Origin of the sequence: Hydrogenophaga taeniospiralis, assembly GCF_020510445.1 — a bacterium.
Classification (GTDB): domain Bacteria; phylum Pseudomonadota; class Gammaproteobacteria; order Burkholderiales; family Burkholderiaceae_C; genus Hydrogenophaga.
In genome coordinates this window covers 1,045,305-1,059,386 of the sequence record NZ_JAHBAG010000001.1, presented here as the reverse complement: position 1 = coordinate 1,059,386, position 14,082 = coordinate 1,045,305, and the positions used below count along the sequence as shown (strand labels likewise).

The window sequence follows — 14,082 nt, the reverse complement described above, 5'->3', positions numbered from 1 at the left end:
CGAATGCATGAGCCCCGTAGTTCCCTCGATGTCCGATCGCGACGGCAAGATCTGGATGGACGGCCAGATGGTCGACTGGCGCGACGCCAAGATCCACGTGCTGACCCACACCCTGCACTACGGCTGTGGCGCGTTTGAAGGTGTGCGCGCCTACAACACCGCCAACGGCACGGCCATCTTCCGCCTGGAAGAGCACACCGAGCGCCTGTTCAACAGCGCCAAGATCCTGCGCATGAAGCTGCCGTTCACCAAGGAAGAGGTGAACGAGGCCCAGAAGGCGGTGGTGCGCGAAAACAAGCTGGAGAGCTGCTACATCCGTCCGCTGACCTGGATCGGCGACAAGAAGCTGGGCGTCAGCCCCAAGGGCAACACCATCCACCTGATGGTCGCGGCCTGGGCCTGGGGCGCCTACCTGGGCGAAGAAGGCCTGCAGCGCGGCATCCGCGTCAAGACCAGCAGCTACACCCGCCACCACGTCAACATCACCATGACGCAGGCCAAGGCGGTGAGCAACTACACCAACTCCATCCTGGCCAACATGGAAGTGACCGACGAGGGTTACGACGAAGCCCTGTTGCTGGACAGCTCGGGCTTCGTGAGCGAAGGCGCCGGCGAAAACATCTTCGTGGTGAAAAACGGCGTGATCTACACACCCGACCTGTCGGCCGGCGCGCTCAACGGCATCACCCGCAACACCGTGTTCCACATCGCCAAGGACCTGGGCCTGGAGATCGTGCAAAAGCGCATCACCCGCGACGAGGTCTACATCGCCGACGAGGCCTTCTTCACCGGCACCGCCGCAGAAGTGACCCCGATCCGCGAACTCGACCGCATCGAGCTGGGCGCCGGCAGCCGCGGCCCGATCACCGAAAAGATCCAGAGCGCGTTCTTTGACATCGTCAATGGCCGCAACGACAAGTACGCCCACTGGCTGACGAAGGTTTGACATGAAAAACGCATCGGTCGAACTGGCCGCCAAAGACCTCAACCACCAAGGCGGCATCTTCTGCCCCAGCCCCCTGGCCGACATGAAGCTCTGGAACGCCCACCCCAAGGTGTATCTGGACGTCGCCAAAACGGGCGAGGCGCGCTGCCCCTACTGCGGCACGGTGTACCGGCTCAAGGCCGGCGAGACGGTTTCGCACGGGCACTGATCCCGAAGCGCTGGCGTGAGCCGCATGGGCCGACCGCGTGTCGGCCCATTTTTTTTTGGGCGACGGCACGGCAGGACAAAAAAAAGCCACCCGAGGGTGGCTTTTGGAAGGTCCTTGGAAGGACGTCGTTGGGAGACCAGTTTCAAACGTGTTTCATGACGTGTGTTGTTTGCCGGATCCGTCTGTTGGTGATGTTGTGACAGCAACAGTCTAAATTGTGCGCCGCCACCTGCTTTTACGCTATCCCCCGTTTGGGGGATTTGTGGTATTTCAAAGGTGAATATGACCCGAAATGTTTGTGATTCAGATCACAAATGTCATGGACCGAAGCGGTTCACAGCGGCAGTTCGACCACGAAACGGGCGCCGCCGCCTTCGCCACCTTCACAGTGCACGCTGCCGCCATGGCGCTCGGCAATGGTCTTGACCAGCGCCAGCCCCAGGCCGACCCCACCCTCACGCTCGCTGGCGCCGGGCAGGCGGTAAAACGGCTCGAAAATGCGCTCGCGCAGCTCGGGCGGCACCCCCGGCCCATGGTCCTCGACCCACACCACGGCGCGCGAGGCCGGGGCGGCGGGAATGGCGCCGCGCGAGCGCCGGGCCGACTCCACCGTCCGCACGAAGATGCGCAGGTGCACGTCGGCGTCGCCGGCCTCACCCGATTGCGACGCGCGCACGCCATAGCGCCGCGCGTTTTCCAGCAGGTTGCGCAGCAGGCGGCGCAACAGACGGGCATGGCCCTGGACCAGCACGGGCGAGGCGCCCTCGGCGATCTCCAGCTCGGCGCCGGTGCGGGCGCATTCTTCGGCCGCCAGGCCCACCAGATCCACCTCCTCCGTGGGGCCCAGGACCGAGCTGTCGTTGGCATCGCGCACGTCGAGCCGGCTGGCGAGCAGGATTTCGTCGATGAGCTGGTCGAGTTCTTCGATGCTGCGCGCGATCTCGGCGCGCTGGCCGGTGGTGGCGTTGTCGCGTCCCAACAGCTCCAGCCCCATGCGGATGCGCGCCAGCGGTGAGCGCAGTTCGTGCGAGGCATTGGCCAGCAGCGCCTTGTGCGACATCAGCAGGGTCTGCACGCGCTCGGCGGCCGCGTTGAAGCGCGCGGCCAGGAAGGCCACCTCGTCCTGCCCATGCACCGGCAGCCGCGTGGACAAGTCCCCCTGGCCCCAGCGCTCAACCCCCTTTTGCAGCGCTTCGAGCCGCTTGGTCAGGCGGCGCACGATCGGGTACGCGCCCAAGGCCACGGCCAGCGCCACCATGCCCAGCAGCCAGGCAAAACCAAACGGCGCTTCCAGCCCCAGGGGCGCGCGGCGCGACGACACCACGCTGCCGGGGGTCCGGTTGGGGCGTGGCAGCTGGACGTACAGGGTCTGCCCGTCCTTCATGGTGACCTGGAATTCCAGCCCCTGGCCGGGCACACGCACGGCCTTGGCCGGCGACTGGCCCACCACCTCGCCCGCGCTGTTGCGCAGCACGATCTCGCGCGCCATGCGGGCGTCGCGCTCCTGCCGGTCGCGGTCGAGCGCCATCTGCCACAGCCAGCCGACCACCAGGGTCAACACCGCCACCGCAGCCACCACGGCCAGCCAGATGCGCAGGTACAGGCGCTGCCCAAGCAGGCGTTTCATTCCTGCAGCTTCGCGAACACATAGCCCACGCCACGCACCGTGAGGATGCGCTTGGGGTCTTTGCTGTCGGCTTCGATGGCGTTGCGGATGCGGCCGATGTGCACGTCGATGGAGCGGTCAAAGGCTTCGAGCTCGCGCCCGCGCACGGCCTCCATGATCTGGTCGCGGGTGAGCACGCGCCCGGCGCGCTCGGCCAGCGCCACCAGCAGGTCGAACTGGTACGAGGTCAGCTCACACGCCACGCCCGCCACCTGCACCGAGCGGGCGTCGCGGTCGATCTCCAGCGAGCCGAAGCGCAGCACCGGCGTGCTGCGCGTGGTGGAGGTGCCCCCGCCGTTTTCCGAGCGGCGGCGCAACACGGCGCGGATGCGCGCGAGCAGCTCGCGCGGTTCGAAAGGTTTGGGCAGGTAATCGTCGGCCCCCATCTCCAGACCGATGATGCGGTCCATCGGGTCGCCCTTGGCGGTGAGCATGATCACCGGCACGCGCGCGGCCTCGCCCGGCAGGGCACGGATGCGACGGCAGACTTCGAGCCCGTCGATGCCCGGCATCATCAGATCCAGGATCACCAGCTCGGGCAACGCCAGCTGCAGCTGCTCCAGGCCCTTTTCACCGTCGGCGGCGTGGGTGACCTCGAAACCCGACTGGCCAAGATACTCCGCCACCATCTGGGCGAGGCGGCCGTCGTCTTCAATCATCAGCAATGGAGATGTCATGGTTTTCAGTGTAGCGGTGTCCACCAGAGCACACCATGGTGCCCAAGCCCTGTAAACCGGGTGGGGTGGCTCGCGTAAAGTAAGGTGAATGTCGCCACCTCCGCCCTGGCCGGTCACGGTCACACCCCCTGCCCTGCCGGCCGGCTCGTTCGATGCCCTGCTGGACCGGCTGGCCACGCAACGGCCCGCGCAGCCGCTGCTGAGCTGGCGGGACCCGGCCGCCGCCAGCACCGGTGCCGACTGGGCCATGCTCGACGCGGCGGCGCTGCGCCAGCGGGTGGATGGCGTCGCGCAATGGCTGCACCACCAGGGGCTTCAACCCGGCGAACGCGTCGCCTGGCTGGGCCTGAACCACCCGGCGCAGATCGTGCTGCTGTTCGCCCTGGCGCGGCTGGGGGCGCTGCTGGTGCCGCTGAACCACCGGCTCTCGCCCGCCGAATGGGCGTCGGTGCTGCTCGACTGCACGCCCACGCTGCTGGTGCACGACGACACCCTGGCCACCGCCGCGCAAGACCTGGTGCGGCGCGCCCACCCGGCGCCGGCGCTGTGGCCCGTGCACGCGCTGGCACCCTCCTCGCCGACACCGGGTGCGGCGCCCGCCAGCGAAGCGCCGCCACCCCTCACCGACGACCCGCTGCAGCGACCGCTGCTGCTGGTCTACACCTCGGGCACCACCGGCCAGCCCAAGGGGGCGGTCCACACCCAGGGCAACCTGCTGGCCAACATGGCCATCGCGGCCCAGGTGCAGGGCCTGAGCGAACGCGACGTGGTGGCCACGGCGCTGCCGCTGTTCCACGTCGGCGGGCTGTGCATCCAGACCCTGCCGGCGCTGTCGGTCGGCGCGCAGGTGCTGCTGTTCACGCGCTTTGACGCCGACGCCATGCTCACCTGCATCGAGACCGACCGCCCCACGCTCACGCTGCAGGTGCCCGCCACGTTGCAGGCGCTGACCGCGCACCCGCGCTGGGCCGGCACCGATCTGTCCAGCCTGCGCGCGGTCTGGGCCGGCTCCAGCCTGCTGCCACCAGGGCCGCTGCAGGCCTTCCACGCGCGCGGCGTGCCGGTGTGCAATGTGTACGGCAGCACCGAAACCGGGCCGTTTTCCATCGCCCTGCCGCCCGACTGCGCGCGCAGCCACCTGGGTTCGTGCGGCTGGCCCGCGCCCGGGGTCGGCGTCGAACTGCGCGATGCCCGGGGGCAAGCGATGCCCCAGGGCGAGGTGGGTGAACTCTGGATACGCGCGCCCAACGTGGTGCGCCACTACTGGCCGCTCTGGCCCGCCTGCGACGACGAGGCCTTTTTCCACACCGGCGACCTGGCAAGGCAGGCGCCCGATGGCAGCTACACCGTGGTGGACCGTGCCAAGGACATGATCATTTCCGGCGGCGAAAACATCTACCCGGCCGAGATCGAGAACCTGCTGGTGCAGCACCCCCTGGTAGCCGAGTGCGCGGTGGTCGGCCAGCCGGACGCGCGCTGGGGCGAGGTGGCCGCGGCCGTGCTGGTGCTGCGCGAGGGCGCCCCCAGCGGCGACGACTGGACACAGCCCCTGCTGGATTTTCTGGACGGGCGGCTGGCGCGCTACAAATGGCCGCGCCGCTGGCACCGGATGAACACCCTGCCCAAAACCGCCCTGGGCAAGGTGCAGAAACCGGCGCTCAGGGCCGTGCTCGACACCCTGCACCCGGACTGAACCACCAGCCTGCGGCCCGGTTTCAGGTCTTGGCCTGCGCAGGCGCCAGCCGCGTGGCCTGCCAGATCAGCGACCGACCGGCAACAGGCGCTTGGCCATGAGCACCAGCACCAGAACAGGCAGGCCCATCAAGCTGGTCAGCATGAAGAACCCGGGGTAACCCAGCGCGTCCACCATGCCGCCCGAATAGCCGCCCAGCGTCTTGGGCAGCAGCGACATGAGCGAGCTGAAGATGGCGTACTGCACGGCGGTGAAGGACACGCTGGTCAGGCTGGAGAGGAAGGCCACGAACGCGGCGCTGGCGAAACCGGCGGCCAGGTTGTCGGCCGCGACCACGGCGTACATCAGCTGTACGTCATGCCCGGCGAAGGCCAGCAATACAAAGGCCATGTTGGTCAGTGCGGCCAGCACCGCGCCCCAGAACAGCGAACGCATCACGCCAATGCGCGTGGTCAACAAGCCCCCCACAAAACCGCCGGCAATGGCCACCACCACACCAAAGGTCTTGACCGCGTAGGCGATCTCGGTCTTGGAAAAGCCCATGTTCTGGTAGAACACGTTGGAGATTGTCCCCAGCACCATGTCCGAAATGCGGTACAGGCCAATCAGCGCCAGCAGCAGCCAGGCGGTGCGTGTGCCGTAGCGGCGAAAGAAATCCAGCACCGGCAACACCCAGGTCTCGCGCGCCCGATCCCGGCTGGCTAGGCCCGCGTACACCAGAAGAGCGCCGATCCCGAAAGCCGCCGCCAGCGCGGTGCCCATGCGCAAGGCCTCCACCAGCAGGCCCAACAAGGGGCCGGGCTCGGCCGGCGACAGCCATTGTCCCCAGGACCAGAACACCCCCACAAAGCCCAGCACCGCGCAGAGAAACACCGCCAGCAGGCGCGCGTGCGCCCCCGAAGGCTGGGGTTCGCGCTCGGCAACCACCGGCTCGCGGATCAGCAGCGTGGTCAGCACCCCCACGCCCATGGCCAGGGCCATCACCAGATAGGTCTGCTGCCAGGCGGCGTACACATAGACCTCGCGCGCCGATCCCAAGTGTTCAGCCAGCAGCAGCGCCCCCGCTCCTGCAACGATCATGCCGATCCGGTAGCCCGCGATGTAGGCCGACGACAACACGCCTTGCAACTCGGGTGATGCGATCTCGATGCGGTAGGCATCGATCACGATGTCCTGCGTGGCCGACATGAAGCCCAGCATCACCGCGAACAGCGCCATAGCGGTCAGGCTGGTGGGGCCGCTGGCCGGATCCGTGCTGCCCATGCCGACGATGGCAGCGATCACGCCCAGCTGCGCGAGCAACAGGTAGGCGCGGCGCCGGCCCAGCCAGCGCGTGAGCAGCGGCAGCGGTAGGCGGTCCACCAGCGGCGCCCAGATGAACTTGAACGAATAGCCCAGCGCCGCCCAGCTGAAAAACGTGACCGCCGCGCGCTCCACCCCGGCCTCCACCAGCCACAGCGAGAGCGAGGAAAAGACCAGCAAGTAAGGCAGGCCGGCGGCAAAACCCAGGAACAGCATGGTCAACACACGCCGGTCCCACAGGGAGCGCAAGGTGTCGCGCCACGGCGGGCGGGCGGGCGGCCCCCCCTGACCGGCCTCAGGGGCGTTGGGGGAAGCGTTCGCGACAGCGCTGGGTGTGGGTTGGGCCATGCCCCCATTGTGCCCATGCGCCGACCGTCCCCCTATCATGGCGGCATGTGTCTTCTCTGCGATCTCAAGTCCCCCCAGCCCTCCGCGTCCGCACCGCGCCCCGGCCACGTCTGGTCGTCCCGGCGCGCCTTTGTCCTGGCCGCCGCGGCCTCCGCGGCCAGCACCACCCTGCCCGCGGCGGCGCAGGTCGATGTGGGCAAACCGTCTTCACTGCGCAAGCTGGTGCCGGCCGATGAGATCGAAGGCGCGGCCACGCAGCAGTACGTGCAGATGATGCGCGAGGCCCAGGGCAAACAGGTGCTGCTGCCCGCCGGCCATCCGCAGGTCAAACGGCTGCACGCCATCGCGCGGCGCATCATTCCGCACACCGCGGCCTGGAACCCGCGCGCACGCGAATGGAAATGGCAGGTCAACCTGATCCAGAGCCCGGAGATCAACGCCTTTTGCATGCCCGGCGGCAAGATCGGCTTCTACACCGGCATCCTGGACCAACTGGCGCTCAGCGACGATGAGACCGCCATGATCATGGGCCACGAGATGGCCCATGCGCTGCGCGAACACGCGCGCGAACGCCTGGCCAAGAGCAGTGCCACCGACATCGGCCTGCGGCTGGGCGCCCAGCTGCTGGGGCTGGGCGATCTGGGCAACGTGGCCGCCGGGCTGGGCTCGCAGTTGCTCACGCTTCGGTTCAGCCGCGAGGACGAGTCGGAGGCCGATCTGGTGGGCCTGGAACTCGCGGCGCGCGGCGCCTACCAGCCCCGGGCCAGCGTGAGCCTGTGGCAGAAGATGGCCGCCAAAACGGGGGGCCCGGGCATCGGCTTTCTATCGACCCACCCCACCGGCCCGAACCGCATCCGCGACCTGGAGGCGAATGTGCCGAAGGTGCAGGGGCTGTACGAGCAGGCGCGCAAGGGGTAAGGGTAAAGAGCTCCGCCGTTGCGCGGGTCGCTGCCCCCCGAGGGGGTCGCGCGCAGCGCAGCGGGGGTGACTCCATTCAGCGCACGTAGGGGTTGAACCGCCGCTCTTCGCCGAGCGTGCTTTCGGGGCCGTGCCCGGGGATGAACACGGTGTCGTCGCCCATGGGCCAGAGGCGCTGCTGGATGCTGCTGATCAGCTGGGCGTGGTTGCCCTGCGGGAAGTCGGTGCGCCCGATGCTGCCGGCGAACAGCACGTCGCCGACGAACGCGCGCTTGGCCTCGGGCGAATGAAACACCACGTGTCCCGGCGTGTGGCCCGGGCAGTGGCGCACGTTGAGGCTGCTGTTGCCGATCTGCACCGTGTCGCCGTCGGCGAGCCAGCGCGTGGGCGTGAAGGGGCCGGCGGGCGGGAAACCGAACATCTGGCTTTGTTGCGGCAGGCCGTCGATCCAGAACTGGTCGCCTGGGTGCGGGCCGATGACGGGCAGCGCCAGGCGCCGGGCCAGATCGGCCGTGCCGCCGGCGTGGTCGATGTGGGCGTGGGTGAGCCAGATCGCCTTGAGCGTGACGCCCAGGCGCCGGGCTTCGGCTTCGATGCGGTCCAGGTCGCCTCCGGGGTCGATGACGGCGGCGTCCAGGGTCTCGTCGCACCAGACGATGGAGCAGTTTTGCGCGAACGCGGTGACGGGAACGGTGAGGTACTTCAACATGGGCTTGGGCCGGCGGAGGGTGGCCCGGATTATCGTTGGGCCGACGCCTCGGCCGCGCCGTTGCGGTGCCGCGCGGCCGCCTCACTCAGCGCGTAGGCGGGCAGGGCCAGCGCCAGCGGCAACAGGTAGTAGGTGGCGCGGTAGGCCAGCACCGTGGCCAACACCTCGACCACCGGCAGCCGGCCACCGAGCGTGGCCACGAACACCGCCTCCAGCACGCCCAGGCCCGCCGGCACGTGCGTCAGCACGCCCGCCAGCGCCGCCAGCAGCAGGGCACCGAGCACGGTCGGGTAATCGATGCGGCCCCCGAACAGGCTCCAGACGGTGGCGCCGATCAGCAGCCAGCTCGCGCCGCCCGCCACCAACTGCCACACCGCCAGGGGGGCGCTGGCCAACGTCAACGACTGGCCGCGCCAGACCAGCCGGCGCGGGCGCACGAAGCGGCACAGCACCGGGTAGGCCAGCGCCGCCAGCAGCATCGCCAGCCCGGCGGCGCGCAAAGCCGGGTCCGGCAGCGCCCAGCCGGCGCTCAGGCGGGGCGGCGCCCACAGCAGCACCACACCGCCCACCCACAGGTAGCCCAGCCAGTTGGTCGCCATGCTGTGCGCGATGACCTGGGCCACCTGCGCCACCGACAGACCCCAGCGCGTGTACAGGCGCAGCCGCAGGGCGAAGCCACCCACCAGCGAGCCGGCGTTGAGGTTGAACGCGTAGCTGATGGCGGCGGTGCCGAGCGTGCGCAGCGCCGACAGCCGGTGGCCGCTGAGCCGGCGCCCGATCAGGTCGAAGCTGGCGTACAGGCCATGGCTGAGCAGCGCCAGGCCGGCCGCCGCCGCCAGCCGATCGGGCGGCATCTGCTGCAGCGCCTGCCCGACCGCGGGCCAGTCCACCGTGCGGGCCTGGCGCACCACCAGCACGAGCACCAGCACCGCCAGCGCCCACGGGGCCACCCGTTTGAACCACGACCAGGCGCTGCGGACCCAGGGCCTCATCTCGGATCGGTCCGCAAGGGCACGACCTTGGGCGCGCGCACGGGTGTGAGCCGCGCCCAGGTCGGGTAGCGGCGCAGGACGTGGAACACCACCAGGCTGCGCAGCGCGATCCAGGCCGAGCGCAGCGGTCCCGGCGTGGGCTGCCGCACGCGCTGGCAGCCGTGCCGCATCAGGTGTTCGAGGCGCCGACTCAGGTGCCGGGCGAACGCGCCGTCGCGCACCACCACGTTGGCCTCCAGGTTCAGGCTGAGGCTGGTCGGGTCGAGGTTGCTCGATCCGACGGTGGCCCACAGTCCATCGACCACCGCCACCTTGGCGTGCAGCGGCCGCTCGCCGTACTCGTAGACGTTCACCCCGGCGCGCATCAGGTGGCCATAGAGCAGCGCCGAGGCCTTCTGCACCCAGGGCTGGTCGGGCCAGCCCTGCAGGATCAGGTCGACCCGCACGCCGCGGTGCGCCGCGTGGCGCAGGTCGCGCAGGAACCGGTAGCCGGGGAAGAAGTAGGCGTTGGCGATCAGCACGCGATCGCGCGCGCTGCGCACCGCGGCGCGGTAGTGGCGTTCGATGTCGGTGCGGTGGCCGCGGTTGTCGCGCGTGACGAAGGCGGCCACCGCGCCGTCGCCGTCACCGTCGTCGTCCAGCGCGCCGCTCCAGGTGCGGATCGCGCGCCAGCGCTGCAGCCACACCTGGCGCGCGGGCTGTGGCGCATCGAGGTTGGCGCGGCAGAAGGCCTGGATCTGGCCCACCAGCGGGCCTTCGACCTCGACCGCGTAGTCCTGCTTGGCCAGCGGCCCGAACTCGGCCAGGTGGTCCAGCGCGTAATTGATGCCGCCGACGAAGGCCCGCCGGCCGTCCACCACCACCAGTTTGTGGTGCATGCGCCGCAGCATGTTGACGCGCGCGCCCAGCAGGCGCCGGGCCGGCTCGAAGCTGCGCAGCCGCACGCCCGCGTCGAGCAGCGGCTGCGTGAACGACGGCGGCAGGTCGGGCGAACCCCAGCCGTCGACCAGCACATGCACCACGGCGCCGCGCCCGGCCGCGCGCAGCAGCGCCTGCTGCAGTTCGCGCCCGACCTTGTCGTCGAACAGGATGAAGGTTTCGAGCAGCACCTCGTGCTCGGCCGCGGCGATGGCCTCGAACACACGCGGGAAGTAGGCCTCGCCGTTCTCCAGCAGCGTGATGCGGTTGCCGGGCACCCAGTGCGAGTTCATGGCGCCTCCTGCAGATCGATGCCGGCGGCCAGCGGCGCGTGGTCGGACAACCGGGACCAGGGCCGCAGCGGCAGCGGCAGCGGCCGGGCCGCCGCCACGCCGCGCACGTAGATGCGGTCGAGCCGCAATAACGGAAAACCGGCTGGAAAGCTGCGCGCGTGCGCCCCCAGGCTGTGGCGGAACACCTCGGTAAGCCCGCAGGAGCCCAGACTGGCATCGGCGCGGGAACGCCAGTCGTTGAAGTCGCCGGCGACGAGCAGCGGCGCGTCGGCGGGCACCTCGCGCCGCACCGTTTCACACAGGCGCGCCAGTTGGTGGCGCCGGTGCGACTCCCTCAGCCCCAGGTGCACGCACATCACCTGCAGATCGGGCAGACCGTCGGGCATGGCCAGCACGCAGTGCAACAGGCCGCGCGGCTCCACGCCGGGCAGCGACATGTCGTGGTTGGCGCTGTGCAGCACCGGGAAGCGGGAGAGCACCGCGTTGCCGTGGTCCAGGCCCTCGGCCACCGCGTTGCGCCCGTAGGCGTGGTCGGACCAGATCTGGTCGGCCAGGAATTCGTACTGCGCACTCACGGCCCTGGAGCCGCCTTCGACCTCCTGCAGGAACACCAGGTCGCTGCCCACCGCGCGCACCGCTTCGCGCAGGCCGTGCAGCACGGAGCGGCGGTTGAAGGCGCTGTAGCCCTTGTGGATGTTGACGGTCAACACGCGCAAGAACCGCGACGGCGGCAGGACGCTCATGCTTTCAGCCGCACGACGGGCACAGCGCGGGAAGTGCGTGGGGCCAACGGAAGGCCCCTGCGCCGGTGTTGGCTTGAGTCCACTGGCCATGCTCCTGGGTGAATGGGGGCAACCTTGGGGGGAATCCCGGGCAGCGCCCCATCTTGGCGCGTCGGGCAGCGCACGACTGTGCGTCATCGCACAGACGTTTTTCGCCCCGCGAACCACGCTTGCACCCATCTTTCCGTCATGACATCCACCACCCCACACCGGACCACCCCGCGCCCCACCCCGCGGCGCGGGCCGCGCACGCCGGCCGCGAAAGCGGCGCAGCGGGGCTGAACATGTCCGCACGGTTCAACCCCTTGGCGGGGCAGCTCGCTGGCGTCGACACGCTGATCGACGTGGCCGCGCTCACCGCGGCCTACTTCGAGTTGCGGCCGCACCCCTCGGAGCCCGCGCAGCGCGTGGTCTTCGGCACCTCGGGGCACCGTGGTTCGGCGCTGGACGGCAGCTTCAACGAATGGCACGTGCTGGCCATCACGCAGGCCATTTGCCAGGAGCGCCGGGCACACGGCGTTACCGGGCCGCTGTACCTGGGCATCGATACCCACGCCCTGTCGGCGCCGGCCTGCGCCAGCGCGCTGGAGGTGCTGGCGGGCAATGGGGTGCACACCCTGCTGGCCACGCACGACGAGCCCACCCCCACGCCCGCCGTGTCGCACGCGATCCTGGCGCACAACCGCCAGCGCCAGGGCCCGCCGGGCGAAGCCCTGGCCGACGGCATCGTCATCACGCCATCGCACAACTCGCCGCGCCATGGCGGGCTGAAGTACAACCCGCCCCACGGCGGCCCGGCCGGGCCGGCGATCACGGCGCGCATCGAAGACACGGCCAACCGCCTGCTCGAACGCGAGCTCGGTGGCGTGCACCGCATGAGCCATGCCCAGGCGCTGCGCGCGCCCACCACCCACCGCCACGACTTCCTGCACGCCTACGTCAACGGCCTGGCCAGCGTGATCGACATGGAGGCCATCCGCGAGGCCCGGGTCCGCATCGGGGTGGACCCGCTGGGCGGCGCGGGCGTGCACTACTGGGCCGCCATCGCCGAACGCCACGGACTCGACCTGCACGTGATCAGCGACGCGGTGGACCCCACCTTCGGCTTCGTGCCGCTCGACGCGGACGGCCGCATCCGCATGGACCCCTCGTCGCCCTGGACCCTGCGCCGCCTCATCGACATGCGCCAGCGCTTCGACATCGCCTTCGCCTGCGACGCCGACCACGACCGCCACGGTATCGTCACGCCCGGCTCGGGTCTGCTGCCGGCCAGCCACTACCAGCCGGTGGCGATCGACTACCTGTTCCGGCTGCGCCCGCGCTGGGGCCAGCACACCGGCATCGGCAAGACCGTCGTCAGCACCCAGCTGATCGACCGCCTGGCCGCCCGGCTGCACCGCCCGCTCTACGAGGTGCCGGTGGGGTTCAAGTGGTACGCGCCGGGCCTGCTGGAGGGCACGCTCGGCTTTGCCGGGGAAGACAGCGGGGGCGCGAGCTTTCTGCGCGGCGACGGCAGCGTGTGGACCACCGACAAGGACGGCATCACCGCCGCCCTGCTCGCCGCCGAGATCACCGCACGCACCGGGCAGGACCCGGGCGCCCGCTACCCCGCGCTGGCCAGCGAGCTGGGACAGCCCCTGAGCGAGCGCTTGCAGGTGCCGGCCACGGCCGCGCAGAAGGCCCGGCTGGCCGGCCTGTCGGCGCACGACCTGAAAGTCCAGATGCTCGCGGGCGAACGCATCGAGCGCATCACCACCCACGCCCCGGGCAACCGCGCGGCCATCGGCGGCATTAAGGTGAACACCGCCAGCGGCTGGTTCGTGGCCCGCCCGTCCGGCACCGAAGACATCTACCGCATCTGCGCCGAAAGCTTCGCCGGCCCGCAACACCTGCAGCGCCTGCTGGAAGAAGCGCAGGCGTTGGTGGACGCGGTGCTGGCGGCGGACCAAGGCTGAGGCGGGCGCCAGACCGGCCGTCGTTTCATCGTGGCGTCACACAAGCGCCCGATCATGCAAGCTGTCCCTGGAAACGCCGAGGATGGCCATGCTGAACAAAACCGACAAAGGCCGGGCTGAAGTGCAGCCCGGCGCACGCACGCTGGGCCAGCGCGAACGCGCCGTGCTGCTGATGACCGATGGCCAGCGCCCCACCGGCGAACTGCACCAGCTGTTTGGCGGGCTGGGCCGCGCCATCGTGGCGCAGCTGCTGGCCCAGGGCTACATCACCGAGGTGCGCACGACGGCGGGCGCCGCGCCGCCCGAGCGCAAGGTCTCGGCCGACAGCTTTTCCGGGCCACGCTCCCTGGCCAGCGCCCGCATGTTCCTGTTCGACCTGAGCGAGCGCATGTTCGCCCCACGCGACCCCCAGCTGGCGCTGCGCCACCGCGATGCGCTGCGGGAAGCGAAAGACGTGGACACCATGCTGGCGGTCAGCCGGCGCATGCTGCTCGACATCGAGCGAATGGCGGGGACCGAGCGGGCCGACGCCATCAGCGAACGGCTGGCCAAGCTGCTGCCGGAGTCGGCGCTGGTTTAGGAGAACCACCCCCGCCGCGCTGCGCGCGACCCCCTCAAGGGGGCGGCACCAGCCGTCCGGCAAAGCCGGCCCGGCGGTGCCCTTGGGCTGGGTCA

At 70.0% G+C, this 14,082-nt stretch carries 13 protein-coding genes; 6 read left to right on the top strand and 7 right to left on the bottom strand.

The window, feature by feature from the left end; genetic code table 11:
- The first annotated feature begins 7 nt into the window (after positions 1-7).
- Both KIH07_RS05210 and KIH07_RS05205 read left to right on the top strand, forming a co-directional pair.
- Complete coding sequence (locus tag KIH07_RS05210; protein ID WP_226490964.1) at positions 8-946, top strand: branched-chain amino acid transaminase; 939 nt, start codon at positions 8-10, stop codon at positions 944-946.
- Between the two features lies 1 nt (position 947).
- The gene (locus KIH07_RS05205) at positions 948-1,154 is read left to right on the top strand and encodes a zinc-finger domain-containing protein (protein WP_226490963.1); all 207 of its coding nucleotides are present in this window, start codon (positions 948-950) and stop codon (positions 1,152-1,154) included.
- A 334-nt stretch (positions 1,155-1,488) separates the two neighbouring features.
- Here KIH07_RS05205 and KIH07_RS05200 read toward each other — a convergent pair whose 3' ends face one another.
- Together KIH07_RS05200 and KIH07_RS05195 are read right to left on the bottom strand one after the other, a co-directional pair.
- Positions 1,489-2,781 carry an ATP-binding protein gene (locus KIH07_RS05200; protein ID WP_226490962.1) on the bottom strand — a complete coding sequence of 431 codons (1,293 nt, stop codon included), beginning with the start codon at positions 2,779-2,781 and terminating at the stop codon, positions 1,489-1,491.
- A complete protein-coding gene (locus KIH07_RS05195; protein WP_226490961.1) occupies positions 2,778-3,497 on the bottom strand; it encodes a response regulator in 720 nt (239 codons plus the stop codon). Before KIH07_RS05195 ends, KIH07_RS05200 begins: the two co-directional genes overlap by 4 nt.
- A gap of 88 nt (positions 3,498-3,585) precedes the next feature.
- Here KIH07_RS05195 and KIH07_RS05190 point away from each other — a divergent pair, with 88 nt between their 5' ends.
- Positions 3,586-5,190, top strand: coding sequence for a class I adenylate-forming enzyme family protein (locus KIH07_RS05190; protein WP_226490960.1), 1,605 nt, complete (start codon positions 3,586-3,588; stop codon positions 5,188-5,190).
- A gap of 66 nt (positions 5,191-5,256) precedes the next feature.
- On the opposite strand, the gene KIH07_RS05185 is transcribed toward KIH07_RS05190, so the two are convergent.
- Complete coding sequence (locus KIH07_RS05185; protein ID WP_226490959.1) at positions 5,257-6,741, bottom strand: AmpG family muropeptide MFS transporter; 1,485 nt, start codon at positions 6,739-6,741, stop codon at positions 5,257-5,259.
- 144 nt (positions 6,742-6,885) lie between these two features.
- Here KIH07_RS05185 and KIH07_RS05180 point away from each other — a divergent pair, with 144 nt between their 5' ends.
- The gene (locus tag KIH07_RS05180; protein WP_226490958.1) at positions 6,886-7,758 is read left to right on the top strand and encodes a M48 family metallopeptidase; all 873 of its coding nucleotides are present in this window, start codon (positions 6,886-6,888) and stop codon (positions 7,756-7,758) included.
- A gap of 76 nt (positions 7,759-7,834) precedes the next feature.
- On the opposite strand, the gene KIH07_RS05175 is transcribed toward KIH07_RS05180, so the two are convergent.
- From KIH07_RS05175 to KIH07_RS05160, 4 genes are read right to left on the bottom strand one after another with little or no spacing between them, the layout of a single operon-like run.
- On the bottom strand, positions 7,835-8,467 hold the full coding sequence (locus KIH07_RS05175) for an MBL fold metallo-hydrolase (RefSeq protein ID WP_226490957.1): 633 nt from the start codon (positions 8,465-8,467) through the stop codon (positions 7,835-7,837).
- Positions 8,468-8,496: 29 nt separating this feature from the next.
- Positions 8,497-9,459, bottom strand: coding sequence for a lysylphosphatidylglycerol synthase domain-containing protein (locus tag KIH07_RS05170; protein WP_226490956.1), 963 nt, complete (start codon positions 9,457-9,459; stop codon positions 8,497-8,499).
- The gene (clsB, locus tag KIH07_RS05165; protein ID WP_226490955.1) at positions 9,456-10,670 is read right to left on the bottom strand and encodes a cardiolipin synthase ClsB; all 1,215 of its coding nucleotides are present in this window, start codon (positions 10,668-10,670) and stop codon (positions 9,456-9,458) included. The genes KIH07_RS05170 and clsB overlap by 4 nt, the downstream gene beginning before the upstream one ends.
- Complete coding sequence (locus tag KIH07_RS05160) at positions 10,667-11,404, bottom strand: endonuclease/exonuclease/phosphatase family protein (protein WP_413465797.1); 738 nt, start codon at positions 11,402-11,404, stop codon at positions 10,667-10,669. The genes clsB and KIH07_RS05160 overlap by 4 nt, the downstream gene beginning before the upstream one ends.
- A gap of 332 nt (positions 11,405-11,736) precedes the next feature.
- Between KIH07_RS05160 and pgm the strand changes: the two genes are divergently transcribed.
- Together pgm and KIH07_RS05150 are read left to right on the top strand one after the other, a co-directional pair.
- Positions 11,737-13,407: a phosphoglucomutase (alpha-D-glucose-1,6-bisphosphate-dependent) gene (pgm, locus tag KIH07_RS05155; protein WP_226490953.1), complete on the top strand. Its 1,671-nt coding sequence runs from the start codon at positions 11,737-11,739 to the stop codon at positions 13,405-13,407.
- Between the two features lie 88 nt (positions 13,408-13,495).
- Positions 13,496-13,987, top strand: coding sequence for a hypothetical protein (locus tag KIH07_RS05150; RefSeq protein ID WP_226490952.1), 492 nt, complete (start codon positions 13,496-13,498; stop codon positions 13,985-13,987).
- Positions 13,988-14,082 lie beyond the last annotated feature (95 nt).

Coding starts and splice junctions, on each gene's coding strand:
- KIH07_RS05210 (WP_226490964.1), top strand. CDS start 8: ATGAGCCCCGTAGTTCCCTCGATGTCCGATCGCGACGGCAAGATCTGG.
- KIH07_RS05205 (WP_226490963.1), top strand. CDS start 948: ATGAAAAACGCATCGGTCGAACTGGCCGCCAAAGACCTCAACCACCAA.
- KIH07_RS05200 (WP_226490962.1), bottom strand. CDS start 2,781: ATGAAACGCCTGCTTGGGCAGCGCCTGTACCTGCGCATCTGGCTGGCC.
- KIH07_RS05195 (WP_226490961.1), bottom strand. CDS start 3,497: ATGACATCTCCATTGCTGATGATTGAAGACGACGGCCGCCTCGCCCAG.
- KIH07_RS05190 (WP_226490960.1), top strand. CDS start 3,586: ATGTCGCCACCTCCGCCCTGGCCGGTCACGGTCACACCCCCTGCCCTG.
- KIH07_RS05180 (WP_226490958.1), top strand. CDS start 6,886: ATGTGTCTTCTCTGCGATCTCAAGTCCCCCCAGCCCTCCGCGTCCGCA.
- KIH07_RS05175 (WP_226490957.1), bottom strand. CDS start 8,467: ATGTTGAAGTACCTCACCGTTCCCGTCACCGCGTTCGCGCAAAACTGC.
- KIH07_RS05170 (WP_226490956.1), bottom strand. CDS start 9,459: ATGAGGCCCTGGGTCCGCAGCGCCTGGTCGTGGTTCAAACGGGTGGCC.
- clsB (WP_226490955.1), bottom strand. CDS start 10,670: ATGAACTCGCACTGGGTGCCCGGCAACCGCATCACGCTGCTGGAGAAC.
- pgm (WP_226490953.1), top strand. CDS start 11,737: ATGTCCGCACGGTTCAACCCCTTGGCGGGGCAGCTCGCTGGCGTCGAC.
- KIH07_RS05150 (WP_226490952.1), top strand. CDS start 13,496: ATGCTGAACAAAACCGACAAAGGCCGGGCTGAAGTGCAGCCCGGCGCA.